This is a genomic window from Candidatus Blochmannia sp. SNP (assembly GCF_036549215.1).
Taxonomy (GTDB): domain Bacteria; phylum Pseudomonadota; class Gammaproteobacteria; order Enterobacterales; family Enterobacteriaceae; genus Blochmanniella.
In genome coordinates, this window is sequence record NZ_CP144371.1 from 437,869 (window position 1) to 464,045 (window position 26,177).

Sequence of the window (26,177 nt, forward strand, 5' to 3'; positions counted from 1 at the left end):
TGTAATATATCGCAAGAATTATAAATAATTAGATTATAATAAAACTTATATATTTAGAAGTCGAGGGTAATAAGATATTAATTTTCTAATTATAAATGTTATATTAAGAATAATGATTATGTCGATTGAATATTATAAATATATTGCAATATGTATTAAAAAATAATGTTGTATTATCATTGTTGTATAGAGTTAAGGAACAACTGTTCGGTATTTGTTGTATTAATAAGATACGTCAAATGTTATTTATCGCTGATAAATTGAGATAATAATGTATTGGGTTAATGGAATTTTAAAAAAAACAGTATCATTAAATAATCGGGCTTTGCATTTTGGAGATGGATTTTTTACGACTGCTAGATTACGAAATAGGGAAATAGAGTTTTTGGATTTTCATATGGATCGATTGATTTTTTCGGCAAAAAGGTTGATGTTTGAAAATTTCAATTATAATCTTTTATACAAAGAAATGTTACAAGCAGCTTCTTTTAGTGTTGCATATAATGTCATCAAAGTAATAATTATCAGACGTGATAATAATAGATTACATGGATATAAATGCAAAGATGATATTGAACCATTACGTATAATTTACATCGGTCGATTACCTAAATATTATATGCGATGGGTTGATTCTGGGATTTGTATGAGAACAAGTATTGTTCGGTTAGCGCGGAATACTTTTTTATCAGGAATTAAGCATCTTAATAGATTGGAACAAGTTATGATTTCTATTTGGATAAGTAAAAACAAAGAAATTGATGAAGCATTAGTTTTAGATACTGATGGCAATGTTGTAGAATGTTGTAGTTCTAATATTTTTTGGAGGTATAACTATCAAGTATTTACTCCTTCTATACATTATGCTGGTGTTAATGGAATTATGCGTCAGATAGTATTAAGATTGCTGCCAGAATTAGGATATTGTATACGAACAGTGACAGTTGGCCCTGAGTATTTAAAAAATGCAAATGAAGTATTTATTACAAATGCTTTATTGCCATTAGCATCAGTTAACTCAATTGATGATTGCTTTTATTCAGATAAGACATTATTTCATTTGTTGCAATCTTATATTACAAATAATAAAATTCAATAACATTTATTATTTTTTATAAATTATATGTATGAAATGTTTCATGATTTTTGTTAAAGATAGAATTGTTTTTAATAATCTGATGAAAAAATAATGATTGAATTTTCTTTATAAGAATTTTTATTAAAGATATGTGTCTAATGTCATTAGACATGATATTTTGCTAATATACTGTATAAATATTTATTAATTATTATTATTATTATTAATTTCTTCTTGTAAGAATTAAGTTTTATTGTTTTTGAATTTATATGTATATATACAATGCTTATAGTTATAGGAAGTATAAAGGTTATATATTTTGATATTTGTTATAGTAAATATATAAATTTTTATAATTTTAATGAATAATTAAATTATGGCATTAATAATTTTTATATAAGGTATGAAGTGGGTAATAAATTTATTGTAATTGAAGGATTGGATGGATCTGGAAAAACTACTGTTATTTATCGAATAATTCAATACCTAAATAAATGTGGTATAATAAATGTTATTACTACTCGTGAACCAGGGGGTACACCAGTTTCAGATTTTTTGCGTGTATTAATTAAATATGGTGGACCTATAAGCGATCCCATTGATAGTATATCAGAATTATTGATGATATATGCTGCACGATTTCAGTTAGTAAAAAATGTTATTAAACCAGCTTTGTCTAGGGGTTATTGGGTAATTGGGGATAGATATGATTTGTCTTCTCAGGCATATCAAGGAGGCGGTAGGGGAGTAGATATGCTGTTATTACAGGCTTTATCTGATAAAGTTACGAGTATATTGTATCCGGATTTAACATTTTATCTTGATATTTCTCCAGAGTTAAGTGTATCTCGAATAAAGAATAGAATAATATTAGATTGTCTTGAACAAGAACCTTTAAGTTTTTTTGCTCGTGTGCGTTCTCGTTATAAAAAGTTAGCTTCTGAAAAAAAAAATATTATCATGATTGATGCTTCTCAAAGTTTAGAAAAAGTTTCTGCTGTTATTTACAGATATTTAGATTGGTGGGTTAATAAACTCTAAGAGCAAGTTATGATGAGATGGTATCCCTGGTTGAATATTGTTTATAGTAAAATATTGAGTTCTTATCGAAAAAATAGAGGACATCATGCATTACTTTTAAATGCTAAATGGGATAATGGGGAAGATACTTTAATTTATGCTATTTCGCGATGGTTAAGTTGCTCTAATCCTCTAGAGATTCGACACTGCAACATGTGCCATAATTGCAAATTAATGAATATAGGGCATCATCCTGATTATTATCAAATAAATCCGGAAAATAATACTCAAACTATAGGCGTTGATATCATGCGTGCTTGTATCAATTCTGTATATCATCATGCTTATCAAAGTAAAGTAAAAATTATATTTATAAAGTATGTGGAATATTTAACTGATCAGTCTATTAATGTGTTGCTTAAAATACTCGATGAACCTCCAATAAATACTTATTTTTTTTTTAAAACTCGAGATTACATGAGAATACCATCAACATTTTTGAGTCGATGTATGAAATGGTCAATTATACCTCCAAAGGAATCACTTGGATTACAGTGGTTAATGAAACAACAGGAAGGGATAAATGATATTTTATTGGCACAATGTGCATTACGCTTATGCAACGGCGCTCCCATAGAAGCGGAAGCTATGTTTAAATTAGGGATGTGGACGCACCGATTAGAATTATGTAAATCCATATATTATACTATTATAAATAAAGATTTTTTAAAACTTGTACCATTTTTGAATACCTGTCGGAACAATACATATTTGTATTGGTTTATTACTGTACTTGCGGATGCATTAAAATGGAAGCAAGGAATAAATCAACGATTTATAATAAATTTAGATCAAATAGAATTAATTACTATTATTGCAGATTACTGGAGTGTTTCGTCTTTAAGCCGTCAATTGCAACAATGGTTAGCATTGTTGTGTTATTTTCAGAAATTTACTAATATTGATCGTGAATTATTACTGACCTATCGGTTGTTAAATTGGCAACAAGATATTGTTGAATCTTGTTTCCATGTATGGAGTATATGACATTATGTTTTTAGTAGATTCTCATTGTCATTTGAATCAATTAAATTATCAAAATATTCACAAAGATGTTTCAGATGTATTGAATAAAGCTAAAAAAAGAGGAGTAAAGCTAGTTTTATCAGTTAGTATTGCTATGTCAGATTATAATAGTATGGTTGAGTTAATTGGATACAGAAATGACGTTGTATTTTCTTGTGGAGTACATCCTACTTATATACATTATTCTAATAATTTTGATAGAGAAAGATTATATATTTTATCTTCTAGAAGAAATGTAGTAGCTATAGGTGAAACTGGATTAGATTATTATCATAAATTAAAATTAGATAACAAAAAAAAACAAAAAGAAGCATTTCGGGAACATATTCGTGTTGCTAGAGCAGCAAAGAAACCAGTTATTGTACATAGTCGTGCTTCTTGTAAGGATACTGTCGCTATTTTACGTGCGGAATCAGCAGAAGAGTGTGGCGGCGTGTTACATTGTTTTAATGAAGATATAGATACTGCAAGATTGTTATTAAATCTTAATTTTTATATATCTTTTTCTGGAATGGTAACATTTAATAAATCTTATATGATTCAAGAAGTAATTAAATATGTACCTTCTGATCGTATATTGTTAGAAACTGATTCTCCTTATCTCACTCCCGTTCCTTATAGAGGGCAAGAAAATCAGCCAGCTTATATATATGAAATTGCCAATTATATAGCACTTATAAAGAATATTAATATGGATGAATTAGCGTTTATTACTACAGTTAATTTTCGAACCTTGTTTCACCTGTGATATAAGAATAATATTAATATATTAAATGGATATTACAGATGGATTATCAGTGTCATATTATTATGAGCATTAGCGCAAAGTAATTATATCATATTAAATATGATATAATTAATATCGTAATTAATTTATTATACAATTATAAATATAATACAATATTTATTAGTCTAAAAGTAGATATAATATTTTCATTTTGTTATGTAAAGGGTAAGATGTTAGCTGATATGGTCAAAAAATTATTATAGTATTTATATAATTTTTTATTTAATAGGATAAATCGTGAAAAAAGACAATATTTTTATAAACATTATTAAGAAGAAAATTAAAGTTGATCTTTTATATCAAGATGAATTAGTGACTGCATTTTATGATTTAAATCCTAAGGCCCCTGTTCATGTATTAATTGTTCCTAATATAGTAATTCCTACTGTTAATCATGTCTCTACTAATGATGAAATAACATTAGGTAGATTATTTGTAGTAGCAGCAAAAATTGCTAAGCAAAAGAATATACATTCTTCAGGTTATCGTTTAATAGTCAATTGTAATCATCATTCTGGTCAAGAAATTTATCATCTTCATATGCATTTGTTAGGAGGAGAGCCTTTAGGTCCTTTATTACAGAAAAAGCAATAGGATAATATATTATATTATAGTTTAATTAAATTTAATTTTTAATTTAATCTATTTTTTAATAACAGTTAATTTTTTATTTTTTGTAAGAATTAAAATATATGATTATTGATGTGTAGAGGATAATATAATCATGCATCTAATAAAAATTTATATTTTTAGATAAAATTATTATGAAAAATAATATTAAATTTGTTATCAATAAAAATACATATTTTGCTTATGAAAAAAAGATGATATGTTTAGTGATTAGTATAATTTCTGTACATTGTATTGGTTTATGCAATCATGATAGTATGTCTACGCATAATACGAAGCCTGCATTATCAGTACCATCTCAAATTAACTTAATTCATTGGAAACCAATTTTATTAAATATGCTGCAGAATGCATTTTTTTTTGATAATATCGAATGTGGTAGTGTATTGTTAGTAAATATAGTAAAGAATAACACCAATGGTATTTTCCAGACTAGTAATGTCACGAATATATTAATTAAATGTATTATAGAAAATACTAAAAAATATAATGTTATCGATATAGGAACATTATATTCTGTGTATAGAGAGTTGGGCGTATTTCCAGAAGATAATAGAAACACTTATAATTTTTCTATAAAAATTGCAAATTATTTACAAGCAAATTATATTCTATATGGTATTGCTTATGGAAACTCAGAAAAACCAAATTTAGAATTACAATTAATATCGGTTAAAACTGGTGAGATTTTGAGAGTTGTCAGTGGCTCTGCATAAGATAAGATAAGATAAGATATGAATATAGATTTCAATAGTATTATAAAGGTGATACTTAAAGATTATAAAAGGTTTAAAGATATGGTCTTATGGAAAAGATTCAATTACTAAATTTAAAAAATGACTATATTTGTTGTATAGTCAATATGTGTATTTAATGGTAAATGTTGCAGATATATAAGAATTTAAAAATATATTATTTGATATGTTTATGAGGTACAACAGCAAATTTTGATATATCGACCAGTTGTACTGTTCATTGCTTTACGTTATATTTTGGGAAAATCGGTAGATAAGTTTGGCCGAAATATTTATTGGATTTCTAGTATTGCTATTATGTTAGGCGTAATGGCAATGATAACTGTGTTGTCAGTTATGAATGGTTGTGAGCGTGATATAAAACAAAATCTTCTTAATTTTATACCTCACGTATTGCTTACTACTGAAAAAGGATATGTTCACATTGAGCATAATCCAAAATTAGTTTTACATCAATTACAACATAAAATAATCTGTATAAAACCGTTGGTAACATCCAATGTGATATTGCAAAGTTCCAGAAAAGCATCATTTGGAGTCATGCTAGGGATTGATCCAAATCATTTTGAACCATTATATTTGTATTTAATCAATAAACATATAAATCAGTTAATTCCAGGAAAATATTATATCATTATTGGATCAGCTTTAGCAAAACAACTTGAAGTACATATAAATGATCAAATTCGTTTAATTATTCCTTCTGTTATGCAGATTACTCCTATTGGTTATATTCCTAGTCAACGACTATTTACAGTATTAGATGTTTATATTACAACTAGTGAAGTTGATTCTTATCAAGTATTAATACATCAGTCTGATGCTTCTGTGTTAATGCGTTATCCAGCACAATGCGTTACTGGGTGGCGTTTGTGGTTACATGAACCATTTTTACTGCATAATTATTATAATAATTGTCCTAAATTATATAAAGATTGGGTGTGGAGGGACTGGAGAGAGTATAAAGGATCTTTATTTCAAGCGATGAAAATAGAAAAAAATATAATGTCTTTGTTATTAGTTTTAATCATAATAGCAGCAGGTTTTAATGTTATTTCTTTTTTAGTGTTATTAATATTAGACAGACAGATAGAAATTGCAGTGCTACAAACATATGGTTTTACTCGCCGACAGATTGTGCTGCTTTTTATGATTCAGGGATTTAGTAATGGTATTTTAGGTATTATATTTGGCATAGGATTAGGATTATTGTTATCTAGTAAATTAAATCAAATATTATTGTTTTTTAAAATATTGCCAGATACTGCACAATTACCCGTAGAAATAAAATATTGTCAAATTTTAGGTATCGTGTTTATAACGTTTGTTATAGTCTTGTTAGCTACGTTGTATCCATCATGGCGGGCAGCTTCTATTCCTCCTGCAAAGATTTTGCGCCATGGTTGATATTCCATTGTTATATTGTACCCAATTAACGAAATATTATCGTCGTGCTAATTTTGTAATTAAAGTGTTGAATCGCATTACTTTAAGTATACAACCTAATGAGATGATTGCTGTTGTAGGGATATCTGGATCTGGTAAAAGTACATTGTTGCATTTACTTGGAGGATTAGATAAACCAACTGCAGGTGAGATATTTTTTGAAGGGTATGCATTACATAAATTGTCTGATAATGCATGTGCTATGATACGCAATAAACGTTTAGGTTTTATTTATCAATTTCATCATTTATTATTAGATTTTGATATTTTAGAAAATGTAGCAATGCCATTGTTGATTGGAGGTATTGGATTTAGTCAAGCAAAAAATAAAGCACAGTATATATTAAAATTAGTTGGTTTAGAAAATCGTATTCATTTTTTTCCGAATGAGTTATCTGGAGGGGAAAGTCAGAGAGCAGCTGTAGCTCGAGCTATAATAAATAATCCAGCTTTAGTATTGGCTGATGAACCAACTGGCAATTTAGACGAAAAAAATTCGAGTAATATTTTTCAATTACTAAAAACATTAAATATGCATTATGGAACAACTTTTTTAATTGCAACCCATGATTTAGTTTTAGCTAAGAAATGTCATAGAATATTAACGATATCTGATGGTCAGATAATATTGACATAGGATAATTTGTTTAGGTAACTGTTTGAAATGATATTATCTTTACAAATTGCTTTAAAATTTCATCGAGGTTCGAATAATAATATTTTAATATCCTTAGTGTCTTTAATTGCTATTATTAGTATTACTATAGGAATAGCAATATCTATAATTGCATTAAGCGTAATTAATGGGTTTAAATATGAATTAAGTCATCGATTTTTGGCGGTTGTTCCGCATGTAGAAATTGAGCCAGTAGGTGCATCATTCATCGATTGGTTGACGGTTTTGAAGCGTATTCGTCAAATGCCAGAAATTATTTGTGCAAATCCTTATATTAATTTTTCTGGAGTTATCGAATTTAATAATAAATGGCATGTGGTTTATGTTAGAAGCGTAGATTTAACTAAAAAAATAGATGAAAATACATTATTATATTTTATAGAGAAAGATTTTTCTTGGAAATATTTTTATGAAAATACGGGACAGATTATTTTAGGTAAAGGTATATCAGATTCACTAGGAACTAAGGTAGGTGATTGGATTACTATTTTAATTGCTCATAATTTTCGTATGGATAATAAATTATTATCATCTAAAAGAATTCGTTTACAAGTAGCTGGTATATTAAATTTGAATAGTCAATTAGATAGTAATATTGCTGTAATGTCTTTATTAGATATACAACATTTATATCATAAAACGTCGGACATTACAGGAATAGCTATTAAAATTAATGATATTTTTTCTGCTGATAATATAGCACGTAAAATTGAAAAAATAATGCTTAATCATCAGGTTTATGTGAGAAGCTGGATGGATACTTATGGGTATATTTATAGAGATATTCAAATGGTTCGTGTAATTGTATATTTATCAACAATATTAATAATGAGTATCTCTTGTTTTAATGTAATCGCTACGCTCGTTTTATCAATAAAAGATAAAAATTATGATATTGCCCTAATTTATGCATTAGGAGGTCAAAATATTTTAATTCGACGAGTATTTTTTTGGTATGGATTAATTATTTATATTATTTCTGGTGTTGTAGGAACTGGGTTAGGTGTTTTTACTTCTGTTAACTTAACAAATTTAATTACAATTTGTAACGATTTATTAGGAAATAAGATTTTATCGAAAGGAATCTATTTTATTAATTTCTTACCTGTTAAATTAAATGGGTGGGATGTATTATCAGTTTTGGGTATAACATTATTACTTGGGGTAGTCACTAGTTGGTATGCGGTTTTAAAAACAAAAAAAGTTGATTTATCTAAAATATTAAAATGAGAAATTACAATTTCAATCGTGGTCTATAGTATTAGAATGTTTCGAATGGTTTGTTTAATGATATAGTTGAGTGATAAATAAAATATGAACATTAACTACAGATAATAGCATATGTATTTTAATAATTTAAATATATTGTGTTGAATAACATTTAATGTTTTTATTTATGATTAATTGAATGAATTTTTATAAAATAACAATATATATATGGAAAATTATGATGATATATATATATCATATGGTGGATTGTGTCTTTTTGGAAATATAATTTAATTGAAAGAGTAAGTTATGATATTAATGTTTTAATTTTTTATTTTATTTCATTGCATATTTTTTCTATAGAAGGGAAACATACAACAGCTGCATTAGATTAAATAATAAAATAACTAATTTTTTTGTTTTTGGCAGTATACCTTAATATAAGTTTATGTAACAAAATATTGATTTATGAAATTGACGGTATAACATAATTATGTTATACCGTCAATTTCATTTGCCATTTCTGCTGCTAATCCTATATAATTAATTGGGGTTATTTTTTGTAAGCGTATTTTTTCTGTTGTCGGTAATGGTAGTGATGCAATAAAATTTTTTATTTTTTCAGGATTAATATCTGTATTGCTGATAAATTTTTTAGTTTCTTCATAAGATTTATGAATATTATATCGTCTCATAACTGTTTGGATAGCTTCTCCTAATATTAGCCAATTCTTATTCAATTCACTTAATATGTATTCTTTATTAACTATCAATGTTTTTATTCCTTTTAATACGCTATGATAGGCAATTAAAGCGTATCCTATAGCCATTCCTAAGCTTCTTAACACAGTAGAATCACTTAAATCGCGTTGCCAACGTGATATTGGTAATTTTTCAGAAAAATGATTAAATATGGCATTTGCTAATCCTAAGTTTCCTTCAGAATTTTCAAAGTCTATAGGATTGATTTTGTGTGGCATAGTAGAAGATCCAATTGAAATTCCGTTATGGTGTTGTTTGAAATAGTTGAGCGAAATGTAGCCCCATATATCTCTATTAAAATTTATCAGGATTGTATTGAATCGTGTAATACAGTCAGATAATTCAGCAATATAATCATGTGGTTCTATTTGTGTTGTATATGGATTATATTCAATTCCTAAAGATGTAACAAATTCTTTGCTAAATTTACGCCAATTTATTTCTGGGTATGCTATTGTATGAGCATTATAATTCCCTACAGCTCCATTCATTTTACCTAAAATTTTTATTGATTTTAATTGATTATGTTGGCGTATTAATCGATACGCAATATTAGCCATTTCTTTTCCGATAGTAGAAGGAGTAGCAGGTTGTCCATGAGTTCTAGATAATAAAGGAATGTCTTTATAATTAAGACTCATTTTTTTAATTTCATCAATAATTTGTTGCCAAATAGGTAGTATAATAGTTTTTTTGGCATTAGTAAGCATTAATCCATATGCGAGGTTGTTAATATCATCCGAAGTACAAGCAAAATGAATAAATTCGCTTATTTTTTTTAAATTAGGTAATATACTTATTTTTTCTTTTAAAAAATATTCTATTGCTTTGATATCATGCTGAATAATTTGTTCTATTTCTTTAATACGTTCTGCGTCTTCAATATTAAAATTAACCACTAATTTATTTAAAAAGTCATGTTCGATTTGTGTAAAAGGAGGTATTTCTTGGATAGTTGTTGTATAAGCTAGTTTTTGTAACCAATGGATTTCAATTTGTACTCGAAATTTTAATAGACTAAATTCACTAAAAATATTACGTAAAGAATCAGTTTGTTTATAGTAACGACCATCGATAGGCGATATTACGGTTAAAGGTGATAATTTTATCACTTTTCCTCCTTTTATAATTAAACTAATGAAAGGCTTATATTTATATTTTTTAAAAATTTAATTTTTGTATAAAAAAGAACATGTATATTTTATAGATCTTTTGTTTCCATTTACAATGGAAACACTTTATTTTTTATAATCATGAGTAATTGTATGAATTTTATCATTAATATTAAAAATGTATAAAATAATTATAATAAATTACAATTTATTATAATTATAAGGATCGATTGTCAATAAATTTATATGAGTGAGCTATTATTGTTTGTATTTAAATAATTTTAGTTTTAAATAAATATTAGAAGTATTTATAAAATTTATGCATTTACAATGAAATTAAATATCAAGTGAAATGGTTATTTACTTGTTTTTAATTGTAGTAGTATTTAATATGTTTAATGATATTAAATTAATATTTTTAATTAATATTGTTTATTTTTATTGGGGAATAACAATTTTTAGAATTTAAGTAAGTATAAGGGGTGGTTTTTTCAATGATTCCGCCACCTAAACAATTTTCATGTGAGTAAAATACTGCTGATTGTCCCGGTGTAATAGCTGACACTGGATTTTTTAAAACAACTTTGAGGTTATTGTCAAAAATAGGATATATATGACATTGGACATCTGGTTGTCTGTATCTAGTTTTCACTGTACAATACAACGGTGATTTAAGCGTGTTTCTTTTTATCCATTGCACTTGTTCAGTGATGAATTCAATAGACATAAGAAGGGGATGATAGTGTTCTTGTGCTGCAATTAACGTATTATTTTTTATGTCCTTATCTATTACGTACCATGGGTTACCATTTCCTTGTTTGATCCCCCCTATATTTAATCCTTTTCTTTGTCCTAAGGTATAAAATGGTACTCCTTGATGTGTTCCAATTTTGTCTCCGTTTATATTAATTATAATTCCTGGTTGTATTGGTATGTAATTACTAATAAAATTTCTAAATTTTCGTTTACCAATAAAACAAATACCAGTAGAGTCTTTTTTGTTCGCTGTAATTAAGTTTAATTTCTTAGCGATTCTTCTAACTTGTGATTTACTTAATGTTCCTATAGGAAACAAACATTGTTTAAGTTGTGTATGACTAAGTGTATATAGAAAATAGCTTTGGTCTTTATTTTTGTCTAAACCACGCATCAGACAAGTTCCTTGATTTGTATCAATACGGCGTACATAATGTCCAGTTGCAATAAAATCTGCGTTTAAATCTTTAAGTGCAAATTCTAAAAAACATTTAAATTTAATTTCTTTATTGCAGAGTATATCAGGATTAGGAGTGCGACCCATTTTATATTCTTTCAAAAATACTTGAAATACACTTTCCCAATATTCTTTAGAAAAATTTATGGTATGTAAATATATACCCAAATGATTACAGACAGAATAAGTATCTGCTAAATCAGATGCTGATGTGCAATTTTCATTGCTATCGTCATCTTCCCAATTTTTCATAAATAATCCTTCTACTTTATATCCTTGTTGTTGTAATATCCATGCGGATACAGAAGAATCTACCCCTCCAGACATACCAATAATCACTTTTTTTTTACGATGGGTATGTAACATGATATTTATGATTAGATAAAATCTAAATTATTTGTGTAATTAATAGTTTAACATTAAAACAAATGTATTATTTTTTAATCATTTTTATTATAAAAGTTATATGGATAGTATTATAAATTTTACTATATGGCAAATTTTATATTTATAAAGATGTGATGATATAAATATATATATTAGCAATAATATATTAAATAATTTATATTATTTTTGATTTAAATTACTTAAAAACATTTTTTATAAGAAAGATATTTTTATTTATATGAAATGTAAATATCATAATATTTTTTATATTATTACAGATAATGATAGTTTTATTTAAGTATATGCTATCAGTTTATTTATTTATTTTGCTAGTACAAGTTGGGTGCTATTTTTATTAATTATATGGATAAAATACGATAGAGTTATGTGATTTTTAAATGAAATTAGTCGTTAAAAATATATGTAATGATTATAGATAAGCGTAAACAATTTTTATTTAATGGTGTAGTAAAATATTTAAGTTTATTTTTTGTGCAGGCAAATTGTTATGTTGGTTAATTTTGTTTATATGGTTGTTATATTTTATATGTATTATATACAGATCATTTAATATATTTATTTCATATATATAAAGTATTATAATGTAAGTTATGTTTATGTATGAATATAAAATAGCATAATGATAAAATGTTATGTTGTGAAAATATATTGTATCTACCTTATGTGGATAAGGTTTATTATTTATAATATCGCATGACATATTTGTTACAATTAAAATAATATAAAGATATTGCTCAGTAATTTAAAATTTTTATGAAAAAAGTAGATAATTCGCAAGGATTTATTCAAGTTAGAGCAGCACATCGTCGTGAGCTTATTGATGATTATATTGAGTTGATTTCAGATTTAATCCAAGAATGCGGAGAAGCGCGTCAAGTAGATTTAGCTGTGCGATTGGGAGTAACGCAACCAACAGTAGCGAAAATGTTAAAGAAATTAATTGCTTATTCATTAATTGAACATAAACGTTACCGTAGGGTATTATTAACAGAACAAGGTAGACGATTAGCTGATGAAAATCATATACGACATAAGATTGTAAGAACTTTTCTAATGGATTTGGGTATTAATAAGAAAACTGCTCAGAGAGATGCAGAAGGTATTGAGCATCATGTCAGCAATGAAACATTATTGGCGTTTAGGCAGTTTTCTAAACGATTTAGTAATAAATAATTAAATATAATACATATACGAGGTATTTTTGATTAAGTTATTCATCGTACAATATGCGCCGGTTGGTTAAAATTTATTAAAATATGTGGTTATTATGTAGTATTTACGTTTATTTTAATATATAGATATATCTTCAGATGTATTATGGTTTTAATAAGTGAGATGTTTTCTGCTGTATATGTAAAGTATTAACTTTACATATTTTGTTATAGATAATGAATTATTGTTTATTTATATATACATATGTATGTTGTGTATGGCTGTTTATATGTATTTTGGAATTATAGGAAAACAGATTTTTAAAACATAAAATATTGTCTTGTTTCATAATATTATATATATATTAAATATATATTTTGATTGCAAAAATCATAAAATTATGAAGATATATATAATATATATAATTATTGTTTTGTTGCTAACAACTTGCACACAACACAATAATAAAGACAATAGTACATGTACATCATATACTAATTTAAGATGCAAAGTAATTGATTCTTCTAAAGAAATTACATCGTCAATATATAATGATTGCATTCATCGTTGCGCTATTAATTATGGAGTAGATGCATCTTTAGTGAAAGCTATTATTCAAGTAGAATCTAATTATGATCCTACTGTAATTAGTAAATCTAATGCTGTTGGATTAATGCAGCTTAAAGCAGATACTGCAGGAAGAGATGCTTATCGTTTAAAAGGATGGAAGGGGGAGCCTAGTATTCATGAATTAAAAAATGCTGTAGTCAATATTGATCTTGGTACTGCTTATTTGTCTATATTACAAAAACAATTAGAAGGTATTATTAATTCAAAAACTAGACGTTATGCTGTTATTGTTGCTTATGTAAATGGTTTAAGTGCATTGTTAAAAATATTTGCTATTGATCGTGGTTATGCTATTGAAAAAATAAATAAGCTTAGTCCAGATCAATTTTACCAATACATACAATCCCATCATCCATCTGCTCAGGCACAACGTTATTTATCTAAAGTTAATTCTATTTATGTTGGTCAGGATTAATTATTGATATAATCTATTATAAATTTATATATATATATATATATCAATATATTTTTGCTGCAATTACTTATCAAATTAAGTAATAAAAAGAATTTAAATAGATACTTGATCGCGTGAAGCATATATTAGTTTATAAAGTATACAGGATGCAATAGTATTATAAATATAGTAATAAGTTACTCTACATTATGTAATTTAAAATTGTTTATGAACATAAATGGACTATATAAATTAGATAAATAAGATAAAAAATATATTATTTATCTTTCGATAAAGATTTTTATATCGTATGTGTAATATATATTGAGTTTATTTATGGTTGAATCTTATTCGTATGGAGATTATATTTCGTTAATGGTCAGAATTATTATAAATATAATCGTATTTATAATAATTATAAAGATTGTAATTTTATGGTATAATTTTTCATGATTAGTTTATTTTAATCAAATATTTGAAACATAATCTTTTATAAAAAATAATATTGTTGTGATAATGATTATTAATTATATATTGATATTTTTAAATTTTAACTAAAAGGGAGGATTGGCTTTAATTTGATTGATTTTCATGATGCGTATAAATGGAAATTTTTATTAAATAGTCGTTTTGATTAAAAAATAAGAATGGTATATTCACTAATTTTAATATTAAAATTAGTGAATAGTGAATACAATGGTTTTATAATTAAAGGTAGTTATTAAAATATATTATGGGTTTTGTATATTTATTAGTATACTGATTAGTAACTTAGAATTTGAAATTGTAATAGTAGAATATAAACTTTTGTAAGTTATCTTGCTTAACTAATATCTGATTATATTATGTAATTTCAGTACATTGAATAGTACAGCCACCGCAATCTAATCCTGGTTCTGCATGAAAAGTACAAATATTACATGAATTTATTTCTTTGCAGCAATATAATTTAATATGATCTTTTTTGGTATATAAATAAACAAATCCGATACTGAATAAGATTGCAACTATTGTTGTGAGAGTCATTATGTATTTTATATGAGTTTTTATATTTAGTAAAGCAGAAGATGGTAAGTTATTATTTTTATCTATGGTTTGATGTAGAGTAGAAGATATGCATGGGGTTTCTTCATTTATTTTTTCTATAGTTAATTGGCTGTTTAGTTTCAAACCTCGTTTAGGCATAGTTACAATAGATGAAGGATCTAATCCAAAATAGGTTAAAGTTTTTCGTATTAAACTAATTTGTTGGTTTAAGTTTCCATTAGATGGTTCAAGTCCATAAGTTCTCCATACAATTGAAAACAAATGGTCCCGAGTGACTGGAGTATTGGGATCAATATTTCGTTGTTTAATAAGTTCTTCTAACACTCGTCCTGCAGAATTAGATAATTTTACTGATGTGTTAGAGTCAGTTAATGATGTCAAAATATATTCTGCGGTATTAAATATTATAGTTGATTCAATGACATATTTCATTTAGTTACTCCATATGAACTGTATATGGATTAAGCAACGTTTATGCCAGCTGTTTATATATATAATCTAAAATAATAGTATTTTTTATTCTTTAATTAACACAACATATATAAAGATTATAAAACAGTATTTTATTATTAAAATTTGTGGTTAACATAATGTTAATAACATGATCATATTTTTTGGCATTTTCATAATCTATCTTTAGATAATATAATAACATGCTATAAAAATCTAGTACATTAGTAAATGTGTATTGCTTAATAATAATATATATATGATATTATTATATGTCATATATATATCGACGATATAAAAGTTGTTTAGTTGATTCTGATATTAAATTAAATAATATGTATGCATTAAAATTTTAGTCTATTGTAACACAGTAAGTATTTAGGTTTATTTATATTAAAATAGTATTTTAATATAAATAAATTATATATGCATATATAATTTATTTAAGTATTATGATAATTAAAGTGATTTAGAGTAATGTACTTGTATAATTAGCGATATATGTTTGAGTTAAAGTCGTTTATATTATTGAATAACCTGATATTTTATTGAAAAATGCTAATTTTTAACATGTATGTTGTAGTTGTTATATTAGTATTTTCAAAAATCATTTAATAGTTATGAGTATAGATATGAAATCTAGCACATTTTTCTATAGTTTTAAAACATTGATTTGTAGAATGTTGTTTTTGATATGTTTTGATTTGATTATGATTATTTTTAATAACTCTCAAGCTAATTTAAATGATATATCTATTGGGAATAAATCTAAAGATACTTTAATGTCAATATCTGATGATATACAAAAAAAAACTACATTATATCATCAAGTAAAAATACATAATGATATAATGACTATTATCTCATTAAAAAATTCTCCATTGATTTTTACTGCTTCTCCTGCAAGGTCGTTACAATCATTATATGTAACTGATGCAGCGGATTATTTAAAAAATATTGCAGGGTTTACTGTTATTCGTAACGGAGGAGTTAATAATGAACCAGTTTTTCGTGGGATGTTTGGGTCTCGAATACGCATTTTAATGGATAATGGTGAGATACTTGGTGCTTGTTTTTCTCATATGGATCCTATTAGTGCTTATATTTCTCCAGAAACTTTTGATATTTTAAATGTTATTAAGGGCCCACAGACAGTGCTATGGGGTCCTGTAACATCTGGAGCTACATTACAATTCGAACGATATAATCCTCGTTTTGACAAATCAAAAATTAAATTACGCAGTAATATAATGATTGGAGCAAATAATAGAGTAGATAAAAATGTAGACAGTATTATGGGAAGTAAATATGGTTATCTTAGATTAATAGGTAATCTTTCTCAATCAGACGATTATTATGATGGCAATAAACATAGAGTACATTCTGCATGGTATAAATGGAATACTGATGCAATTTTGTCGTTAAATTTAAGCGAAGGCACACATTTAGAGATTAGTTTAGGGCAAGGTAATGGTAATGCAAATTACGCTGTTCGATCTATGGATGGATTATGTTTTGCTAGAGAAAGTTATGGAATGAAAATAGAAATTACAGATATGATTAAAAAATTAGATAAAATTGAGTTGCAAGCTTGGCATAATTATGTAAGCCATATTATGGCTGATACTATACCTCGTGTTACAGGATTATCTTTTAAAAAGTGTTGTGGTTTTAACAATGATACTGAAAACAATGTTGATCGATTAATATGGGGTGCTCGGGGTATTGCAACAACTCAATGGGATAATATTAAGTGTTATAGTGGAGCAGATGTACAAGTTAATAAACATAGAGAACATGTAAAATCTAGTTTTAACTGGGAAAAAGATATTGTTTCTCAAGATATTGGTATATTTACTGAATTAATTGCGAATTCGTTGTCAAGTAAAAGATTTATTGGAGGTACTCGACTGGAATACAGTGTAGTTAATTTTAATAATTTTTCTAAATATAAACGACATAGTATTACATATCCTGCGGGATTTATACGCTATGAGGATAGTGTTAATCCATTATTATCGTATTATGTTGGTGTAGGAACAAGTTTTCGTTTTCCTGATTATTGGGAATTATTTTCTAATAGATTTAGTCGAAATATTAATAGTAGTAATGTAGAAAATATTTTAGAACTAAAACCTGAGAAGGTCGTGCAGATAGATATAGGAGCGAATCTACAACATCTACAAATAGGTGGATGGATATCATCTTATGCTGGATATGTTAGAGATTTTATTTTATGTAGTTATTATAATGATAATATACCATATGATGGTAGTATTAATTATACAAAAAATATTAATGCTAAGATATGCGGAACTGAAGTAGGATTAAATTATCAATTTAATGATCATTGGCGTTCTGAAAGTAATGTGTCATGGTCTTGGGGTATAAATGTAGATGATAATTGTTCTTTACCTAAAATTCCTCCATTGGAAGGCAAAGTAACATGTCAATGGATAAAGGGATGTTACAGCATCACTGCTTTGTGGAGATTTGCATTTCCACAATTTAATAATTTATTTATTGCTTCAGCTCCTGTTACTGCTAAGAATACGTTATTGCATACGCGCACAAATTATAATAATATTTCTTCAGGATTTGGAGTATTATCTACACATTTAGAATGGACTAGTTCTCAATTTTATAAATTTAGTATTGGTGTAGATAATTTGTTAAATCATAATTATAGGGAATATTTTAATTTATATGTGCATAAACGGATTGGATATCCTTCCGGAACATTGATGTATGAACCAGGGCGTATTTGGTGGATGAAATTGGGGGTGGCGCTATAAATTAAAATAGATAAGAAATTTAATTTATATTAATAAAGGTTAAGTGAATATATATCTAAAATTATCTAATTTAGATATATAAATTATGTTAATTAATTTTTAAATATGCATGAAAAGTGTTAATTTGTAATGTTATTATTACCTGCTGCGAAAAATGATTCTTCCTTTACTCAAATCATATGGTGTAAGCTCAACAGTTACTTTATCTCCTGTTAGTATTCGAATATAATTTTTTCTTATTTTTCCAGAAATATGCGCTATAATAACGTGTCCGTTTTCTAGTTTTACACGAAACATTGTATTAGGTAAAGTATCCAATACGACACCATGCATTTCGAAATTATCCTCTTTTGTCATTAGATTCTCTGCTAAATTAAATGATAATTTGAAATTTTATCACAAGATATCGGCTAATCAAAGTAGTATGCGGTGATTAATAATTTAGTTCTAAAAAATTTATAAAAATAGTTGTTTTTATTATTATGTATTTTCTTTGATCATGTCATTATTGCTGTGATTATGCTATTATAACGACACTATTTTAGTGATATATAAATATACAGTAGAATTTGTATTAGTATGAATTTTTGCTTTTTTATTTATGTACTACTTGTATGAAAATTTAGTGTGAATAAACTTATATATGTGGTTGTGTGATGATTCTTATTTATTATGGTTTTTAAGAATTATAAAAAGTTGATACTAATTAATTAATAGTAGATAAGTAGCGTTCAGCGTCTATTGCGGCCATACAACCAGAGCCAGCAGCAGTAATTGCTTGACGATAGTTGTGATCCATTACGTCCCCTGCCGCAAATATTCCCGGGATAGAAGTAGCAGTTGTGTTTCCATTAGTACCAGACTGCACATGAATGTATCCATTTTTTAATACGAGCTGATCGCTAAATATAGCAGTGTTTGGATTATAACCAATAGCAATGAATATACCTTGGACAGTTATTGTATGTTTTTTATTTAGATGGGGGGTTACGTTTTTTAAACGTAACCCAGTAACATTTGTACCATCTCCTAATATTTCTTCAATAATATAATTGAGATGTAAAAAAATATTATTATTTTTTACTTTATTCATAAGCCTGTTAATTAATATTTTTTCTGCCTTAAACTGATCACGACGGTGAATAAGATGAACTTCAGCGGCAATATTGGATAAATATAAACTTTCTTCTACCGCTGTATTGCCTCCGCCAACAACTGCGACAATTTGTTTTTTAAAAAAAAACCCGTCACATGTAGCACATGAAGATACACCTTTACCTCTATATTTTTCTTCAGAAGGAATGTCAAGATTTCGAGCAGATCCTCCTGTGCTTATGATTAATGCATCACATGTATATTCATACATGTTTCCACATAAGTAAAAAGGGTATGTTTTAAAATTTACTTTAATGATATGATCAGGGATGATTTCGGTGTGTAAATGAACAGCATGTGTGTTCATACGATCCATTAATATAGGTCCAGTAAGATTTTTAGGATTTCCAGGCCAATTCTCTATATCTGTAGTAGTATTTAGTTGTCCTCCTATCTCTAATCCAGTGATTAGTACAGGATTTAAATTAGCCCGTGCCGCATAGATAGCTGCGGTATATCCAGCAGGACCTGCTCCCAATATAAGTAATTTGCAATGTTTTTTAGTTATTGTCATGTGATGTACCTTATATAGTGCTCGAATTTTACTTGATTGCTGTTTTACTTATATTGTATGTGGTATAGTAAAATACTTTAAATATCAATATTTAAACTTTCCTATTGATATAGGGGTATGTTATTAATGATACTAATATGTAGTTAGATAATTTAAATTTTCTAAATAAGTTGTAAATAAAAGTTATAAAGACACTACTTTCAATTTATATACCCGTATAACATATTATAAGATAATATATACAATATAGCAAGTTTTTATGAAAAACTAAAAATATTTTTAATTTTATTTAAGATATTGATATTTGTTAAATATGTATATAGCGTTTTAAATGACGTAGTAAACTAATTATTCTTTCATAATCTAAGTAGATTATCATGTATATATATATAACATTAAACGTTAAATTTTTTATACGAATTAAAAGTATTATTTTTGAAATTCAATAAGAATATTAGATATATACAGATCACTATTAATATATATTATTGGATACTTAAGTAAAAGAAGAGATATTTTAGTGATTAATTTTATATTCATTAGTATAAGTATAATTTTATTATACTTAATTATCATATTAATTAGTTTCGATCCGGCAGACCCTGGATGGTTACAGATTAAGTGGCATGGACCAATACATAATCTTGGAGGTATATTAGGGGCAAAACTTTCTGATTTTTTGTTTTTTGTTTTTGGTGTTCCAGCTTATATAATTCCATTTTTTATATTGTTTTATATTTTCAAGGTTTATGCACAGGGAAATTGTAATACAATTTTTGAGTTTTTTTTTAAATTAATAGGAATATTAATATTATTATTTGTGTGTTGTGGATTAACTCATTTAATTATTGATGATCTTTTTTATTTTTCTTCTGGAGGTATAATAGGAAGTATATTATGTGATTTTATTTTATCTTACGAAAAAATAACTTATCATATTAGTTTTATTTTGCTTTTTTTGATCGTAATTATTGATCTTATAGTTTTTTTTAATCGATTTTTTAATATGATTGTAAAAACTATTAAAAATCAATTATCTTTTTTTGTAGCTTATTTAAGAGTATTGGTTTTTTATGATGAAAAATTTAGACATAAACTTAATTATCGACAATCTTGTGTTAACAAGCGCGTATATCCATCAGTTTTTTCTATACAAGAATCTAATTTCTTTAAAAAAAAATTGGTAAATAATTTATTAAATATACATATCATTCCTAACGTATCTGAAAATATTAATAGATCTACTAAACAGTTTAATCCTATTATAAAAAATAATTTTTTCAAAAAACAATATATTGTACTGATGAAAATATTTATAAAAATTTTTAATTTTATTGAGAATCTGTTATCTTGCTCTAAATTATGTATAAATAAAGCAAAGTGCAAGTACTATATAAAAAAATATATGAATAGTGTTTTTTTTGCGCGAGAAAGTTGTTCTGTAAGAATTAATAAATATAATAAGAAGGTTTTTAATAATTTTAAAATGTGTTGTATTGAAGAAAAAGGAGAAAAAAGTAGCGTTGTATTGGTACAAGATTTGGGTGTGGCACGTGTTGATATAAAAAATAATCAGAATATAAAACCACCTATGTTTATTAATAAAGACACAATGCGACGTGTACCTTTACTTAAGCATACAAGGGCTCCAATGGCACAGAGAAAGTCTTGTTATAATAAGAAAGTTTTTATGTTACCGGATATAAATTTATTAACTATATCTAAATCAAAAAAAAATACGAACTTATTGGAATTAAAAAAAATTTCTCAGTTACTGGAATCCAAATTAGCAGAATATCATATTACAGCAAATGTAGCTAATATTATTCCTGGTCCAGTAATTACTCGATTTGAATTAAATTTATCACCAGGTATAAAATCTTCAAGAATTACTAATTTGTCACGTGATTTAGCACGTGTTTTATATACAGCTTCTGTTAGGGTGGTAGAGGTAATTCCTGGTACCCCATATGTAGGATTAGAAATCCCTAATAAAAAGCGTAGTATAGTATATCTAGGCGATATAATAAGTTCAGAGCAATTTAGGAATACTAACACTCCATTACCGTTAGTTTTGGGTAAAGATATATCTGGACATCCTCTGATTGTAGATTTGAAATCTATGCCCCATTTATTAGTTGCTGGAACTACTGGATCAGGTAAGTCTGTAGGAATTAATGCCATGATTGTTAGTATTTTATATAAGGCAACGCCAGAAGAAGTATGTTTTATTATGATTGATCCTAAAATTTTAGAATTATCAATATATTCAGGTATTCCTCATCTGTTAAAGCAAGTTATTACTGATATGAAAGAAGTTTATGAAGCGTTACAATGGTGTATAAAAGAAATGGAGCGCCGTTATAAGCTGATGGCTATGCTTGGAGTACGGAATTTGGAAAATTATAATAAATGTATAGAGCAGTTTTATTCTAAAAAATATATGAAACATGATACTGCAAGCAAATTTATTAATGATAAAACAGTAACTTTTTCTGATATTTTAGAAAAATTGCCTTATATTGTAGTTATTGTAGATGAATTTTCAGATTTGATAGTAACAACAAAAAAAGTAGAAGAGTTAGTAATTCGTTTAACACAAAAAGCTCGTGCTGCTGGAATTCATGTAATATTGGCAACACAAAGGCCGTCAGTAGATGTGATTACTGGATTAATTAAAGCAAATATTCCAGCACGTATAGCTTTTACTGTATCAAGCAAAATAGATTCTCATACTATTCTTGGTCAATCTGGATCAGAATCATTATTAGGTATGGGTGATATGTTGTATTTAGGACCTAATTCCTCTGTACCTACCCGAGTGCATGGTGCATTTATAGAAGATCAAGAAATATATGCGGTAGCTAATTTTTGGAAAAGCCAGACGGCTAATTTATAATTTTGGATATACTAATAAAAGACCATGTTTTACGCGTTCAGAATTGTTATATGAGTGTATGTAAACATATACATGTTGTCGTTGTTATTATAGCTGTAATATACGTAGTGTATATTAATCATGGATATATGTTTAATTAAATATGATTAATCAAGTAATATATGCCATTTTTTTAAGTATTGCTGTAATTATTTCAGCAATAGCTGACGATACATCTGTTATTACATTGAGAAATCGTCTGAAAAAAATAAATGATTTTTATGCACGGTTTACTCAAAAAGTTATTAATGCTAACAACGACATATTATTGGAGAGTCACGGAGAACTGTGGGTAAAACGCCCTAACTTATTTAATTGGCATATGATATTTCCTGAAGAAAATTTTTTAATTTCTGATGGAAAAACACTTTGGTTTTATATCCCTTTTATTAAACAAGTTACTGCGTTTTGGTTACAGAATTTTTCTAATAATATTTTTTTTATGTTATTTTCTGATAACAACATGTGTAAATGGGATAATTATAATGTAATTCAGAAAGGAGATTTTTTTTGTTTGATACCAATGCGTGATAATTGTGGTTTACAAGAATATAGAGTTACAATAACTGACAGTGGCGCAATTAAGCAGTTTAGTGTTTGTGAAAAAAAAGACCAATATGTAGATTATCATTTATTAGATCAAAATAATAACGCAATTGATATAAGAAAATTTTATTTTGATTTTTCTGAAGATATTCAATTAGACGATCAAAGAGAATAATATATATTAATTAATAGATTCATATTTTGTTTAATAATTAAAAAATTGTTATCTTCCATATAAAGATTGAAAGCATATATGATACGTATAAGTAAAATATTATTGTTAAGTTAACAAAAATTTGGTGTGTCTTATTTTATATGTAAGAAGCTTATTTCAATCGAATTTGTTGCTTACTTTTAGTAACCAGTTAAATACTATCACTTTATAATAAAAAATTATATAAGATTTATGATCTAGCACATTTGTAATAATGGAGTGTGTTTGGATATTATATTTATATACACAAGGTTTTAAATGAAATATTATTTGAGTGTAGTCACGCACACATATTTAATATCGTCGATGGTTATATAAGTGTGTTACTTAATGTAATGGTGTAAAAGTTTAAAATATTGATGGATTTATTATTTAATTGATATGTAATAAAACCATTTGTATTATTTATAAATAAAAACGTATCGCTTTATATTTAATTTACGTGTGTATTTAAAAAATTTAATTATTTAATCTAAATTAAATATAGTTTTATGTTGATTGGAAAATTTTATATTGTTCTTATAAAAAAGGATATTTTTTGAGTAAATAATACTAATTGTTAGTATGGTGTATAGTGTGTATATAAAAAAATTAATAAATAAATTATTTTTATTAAGAATAGTGTTGCTTTATATAAATAGAGTAAATAAGTGAGCAATTTTTATGTAGCAACTAAAAATAAACTATTAGATATTTTCATATCCGATGAAATAGATAATGTAGGTTAAATATGCTAGATCCCAATTTATTGCGTAGTAATCTTGATTTAGTTATTAAAAAACTTGCTCGCAGAAAATTTATATTTAATACCGATAAATTTCGTCAGCAAGAGAGTTTACGTAAAATTTTACAGAAAAAAACTGAAAGTTTACAGACTGAACGTAAAATTAAGGCTAAAATTATAGGAATAGCCAAGATGCGTGGGGATAATGTAGAATTTTTATGTCAAGAAGCATATGTATTAGGAAAAAAATTAACTTCACTTAAACTAGAAAGTAAAAAATTACAAAAAATCATTAGACAGTATGAATTGTCTTTACCAAATATCCCAGACGATCAAGTACCTTATGGATTTAGTGATCAGGATAATTTAGAAATAATGCGTTGGGGAGAGCTAGGTCAATATAATTTCCCATTACAGGATCATACGGAACTGGGTGTGTCGACTAGTGGTTTAAGTTTTTCTGACGCAACGAAGTTAACTGGGTCTCGTTTTGTTGTAATGAAAGGACAAATAGCACATTTGCACCGTGCTTTATCTCAATTTATGATAGATTTACATACCAAAACCCATGGATATGAAGAATATTATTTGCCATATTTAGTAAATGAAATGTCTTTATATGGTTCAGGCCAATTACCAAAATTTTATGAAGATTTATTTCATATTAAGTACTTAGGATCTGATACTAATCCTTATACATTAATACCTACTGCTGAAGTACCGTTAATAAATTTAGTTCGTGACGTAATTCTTGATGAAAAGGAATTACCAATTAAGATGATCGCTCATACTCCATGTTTTCGTTCTGAAGCTGGATCATATGGCCATAATACTCGTGGGTTGATTAGAATGCATCAATTTGACAAAGTTGAACTAGTACAAATAGTTCATCCAGATAAGTCTATGCAGACACTAGAAGAAATAACTGGTCATGCAGAACAAGTCTTACAATTACTTAAGTTACCATATAGAAAAATGTTATTATGTACGGGGAATATTGGATTTTCTTCTTGTAAAACATATGATTTGGAAGTATGGCTTCCAGCATGTAATACTTATTGCGAGATTTCTTCTTGTTCGAATGTTGGAGATTTTCAAGCACGTCGTATAAGAGCACGCTATCGGGGCAAGCATCATAGAAAAACAAAATTTTTGCACACTTTAAATGCTTCTGGAGTAGCAGTAGGTAGGGCGTTGGCGGCAGTTCTTGAAAATTATCAATTAGAAGATGGGCGTATAGCGATTCCCACAGTATTGTATCCGTATATGGGGGGAGCAACACATATTAATTAATGGGCTCTTGCTTTATGTGTAAAACTATTTTTATTCCAAAAAATTTTATATTTGTTATTTTTTATTAAACTTTGAGAAGTTATATGTATATATTATTATTTATTATTAATAAATGGGTGATGTAGATTTAATAGTAATTAAAT

At 26.5% G+C, this 26,177-nt stretch carries 21 protein-coding genes; 16 read left to right on the plus strand and 5 right to left on the minus strand.

Going from position 1 to position 26,177, the window contains the following annotated elements; genetic code table 11:
• Positions 1-271 precede the first annotated feature (271 nt).
• From pabC to VOI34_RS01855, 10 genes are all read left to right on the plus strand, one after another.
• The gene (gene pabC / locus VOI34_RS01810) at positions 272-1,099 is read left to right on the plus strand and encodes an aminodeoxychorismate lyase (RefSeq protein ID WP_331828175.1); all 828 of its coding nucleotides are present in this window, start codon (positions 272-274) and stop codon (positions 1,097-1,099) included.
• A 387-nt stretch (positions 1,100-1,486) separates the two neighbouring features.
• Positions 1,487-2,119, plus strand: a complete 633-nt coding sequence (gene tmk / locus VOI34_RS01815) for a dTMP kinase (RefSeq protein ID WP_331828176.1) — start codon at positions 1,487-1,489, stop codon at positions 2,117-2,119.
• A gap of 9 nt (positions 2,120-2,128) precedes the next feature.
• Positions 2,129-3,145 (plus strand): DNA polymerase III subunit delta' C-terminal domain-containing protein, encoded by a 1,017-nt coding sequence (locus tag VOI34_RS01820; protein ID WP_331828177.1) that lies wholly within the window; start codon positions 2,129-2,131, stop codon positions 3,143-3,145.
• Positions 3,146-3,149: 4 nt separating this feature from the next.
• Positions 3,150-3,932, plus strand: a complete 783-nt coding sequence (locus tag VOI34_RS01825; protein WP_331828724.1) for a YchF/TatD family DNA exonuclease — start codon at positions 3,150-3,152, stop codon at positions 3,930-3,932.
• A 276-nt stretch (positions 3,933-4,208) separates the two neighbouring features.
• Positions 4,209-4,565, plus strand: a complete 357-nt coding sequence (locus VOI34_RS01830; protein WP_331828178.1) for an HIT domain-containing protein — start codon at positions 4,209-4,211, stop codon at positions 4,563-4,565.
• A gap of 170 nt (positions 4,566-4,735) precedes the next feature.
• Positions 4,736-5,317, plus strand: coding sequence for a penicillin-binding protein activator LpoB (locus tag VOI34_RS01835; RefSeq protein ID WP_331828179.1), 582 nt, complete (start codon positions 4,736-4,738; stop codon positions 5,315-5,317).
• Positions 5,318-5,551: 234 nt separating this feature from the next.
• Complete coding sequence (gene lolC / locus VOI34_RS01840) at positions 5,552-6,763, plus strand: lipoprotein-releasing ABC transporter permease subunit LolC (RefSeq protein ID WP_331828725.1); 1,212 nt, start codon at positions 5,552-5,554, stop codon at positions 6,761-6,763.
• Positions 6,756-7,439: a lipoprotein-releasing ABC transporter ATP-binding protein LolD gene (lolD, locus tag VOI34_RS01845; RefSeq protein WP_331828180.1), complete on the plus strand. Its 684-nt coding sequence runs from the start codon at positions 6,756-6,758 to the stop codon at positions 7,437-7,439. The genes lolC and lolD overlap by 8 nt, the downstream gene beginning before the upstream one ends.
• A 27-nt stretch (positions 7,440-7,466) precedes the next feature.
• Complete coding sequence (locus VOI34_RS01850) at positions 7,467-8,708, plus strand: ABC transporter permease (protein ID WP_331828181.1); 1,242 nt, start codon at positions 7,467-7,469, stop codon at positions 8,706-8,708.
• A gap of 248 nt (positions 8,709-8,956) precedes the next feature.
• Entirely contained in the window at positions 8,957-9,082 is a 126-nt protein-coding gene (locus VOI34_RS01855) for a hypothetical protein (protein ID WP_331828182.1), read from the plus strand.
• Positions 9,083-9,178: 96 nt separating this feature from the next.
• Here VOI34_RS01855 and purB read toward each other — a convergent pair whose 3' ends face one another.
• Both purB and mnmA read right to left on the minus strand, forming a co-directional pair.
• A complete protein-coding gene (gene purB, locus VOI34_RS01860) occupies positions 9,179-10,558 on the minus strand; it encodes an adenylosuccinate lyase (RefSeq protein ID WP_331828726.1) in 1,380 nt (459 codons plus the stop codon).
• Between the two features lie 421 nt (positions 10,559-10,979).
• Positions 10,980-12,140 carry a tRNA 2-thiouridine(34) synthase MnmA gene (gene mnmA / locus VOI34_RS01865; protein ID WP_331828183.1) on the minus strand — a complete coding sequence of 387 codons (1,161 nt, stop codon included), beginning with the start codon at positions 12,138-12,140 and terminating at the stop codon, positions 10,980-10,982.
• A 795-nt stretch (positions 12,141-12,935) separates the two neighbouring features.
• Here mnmA and mntR point away from each other — a divergent pair.
• Both mntR and VOI34_RS01875 read left to right on the plus strand, forming a co-directional pair.
• Positions 12,936-13,355: a manganese-binding transcriptional regulator MntR gene (mntR, locus tag VOI34_RS01870; RefSeq protein ID WP_331828184.1), complete on the plus strand. Its 420-nt coding sequence runs from the start codon at positions 12,936-12,938 to the stop codon at positions 13,353-13,355.
• A 379-nt stretch (positions 13,356-13,734) separates the two neighbouring features.
• A complete protein-coding gene (locus tag VOI34_RS01875) occupies positions 13,735-14,379 on the plus strand; it encodes a transglycosylase SLT domain-containing protein (protein ID WP_331828185.1) in 645 nt (214 codons plus the stop codon).
• Between the two features lie 822 nt (positions 14,380-15,201).
• Here VOI34_RS01875 and VOI34_RS01880 read toward each other — a convergent pair.
• Positions 15,202-15,837: a winged helix-turn-helix domain-containing protein gene (locus VOI34_RS01880; protein ID WP_331828186.1), complete on the minus strand. Its 636-nt coding sequence runs from the start codon at positions 15,835-15,837 to the stop codon at positions 15,202-15,204.
• 650 nt (positions 15,838-16,487) lie between these two features.
• Between VOI34_RS01880 and VOI34_RS01885 the strand changes: the two genes are divergently transcribed.
• Positions 16,488-18,650 (plus strand): TonB-dependent receptor domain-containing protein, encoded by a 2,163-nt coding sequence (locus tag VOI34_RS01885; RefSeq protein ID WP_331828187.1) that lies wholly within the window; start codon positions 16,488-16,490, stop codon positions 18,648-18,650.
• Between the two features lie 138 nt (positions 18,651-18,788).
• On the opposite strand, the gene infA is transcribed toward VOI34_RS01885, so the two are convergent.
• The gene (gene infA / locus VOI34_RS01890; protein ID WP_331828188.1) at positions 18,789-19,007 is read right to left on the minus strand and encodes a translation initiation factor IF-1; all 219 of its coding nucleotides are present in this window, start codon (positions 19,005-19,007) and stop codon (positions 18,789-18,791) included.
• 349 nt (positions 19,008-19,356) lie between these two features.
• On the minus strand, positions 19,357-20,319 hold the full coding sequence (gene trxB / locus VOI34_RS01895) for a thioredoxin-disulfide reductase (protein WP_331828189.1): 963 nt from the start codon (positions 20,317-20,319) through the stop codon (positions 19,357-19,359).
• A gap of 520 nt (positions 20,320-20,839) precedes the next feature.
• On the opposite strand from trxB, the gene VOI34_RS03320 reads away from it, so the two are divergent.
• From VOI34_RS03320 to serS, 3 genes are all read left to right on the plus strand, one after another.
• Positions 20,840-23,218 carry a DNA translocase FtsK 4TM domain-containing protein gene (locus tag VOI34_RS03320; protein ID WP_443092740.1) on the plus strand — a complete coding sequence of 793 codons (2,379 nt, stop codon included), beginning with the start codon at positions 20,840-20,842 and terminating at the stop codon, positions 23,216-23,218.
• Positions 23,219-23,360: 142 nt separating this feature from the next.
• Positions 23,361-23,978 (plus strand): outer membrane lipoprotein chaperone LolA, encoded by a 618-nt coding sequence (lolA, locus tag VOI34_RS01910; protein ID WP_331828190.1) that lies wholly within the window; start codon positions 23,361-23,363, stop codon positions 23,976-23,978.
• Between the two features lie 769 nt (positions 23,979-24,747).
• Complete coding sequence (gene serS / locus VOI34_RS01915; protein WP_331828191.1) at positions 24,748-26,034, plus strand: serine--tRNA ligase; 1,287 nt, start codon at positions 24,748-24,750, stop codon at positions 26,032-26,034.
• Positions 26,035-26,177 lie beyond the last annotated feature (143 nt).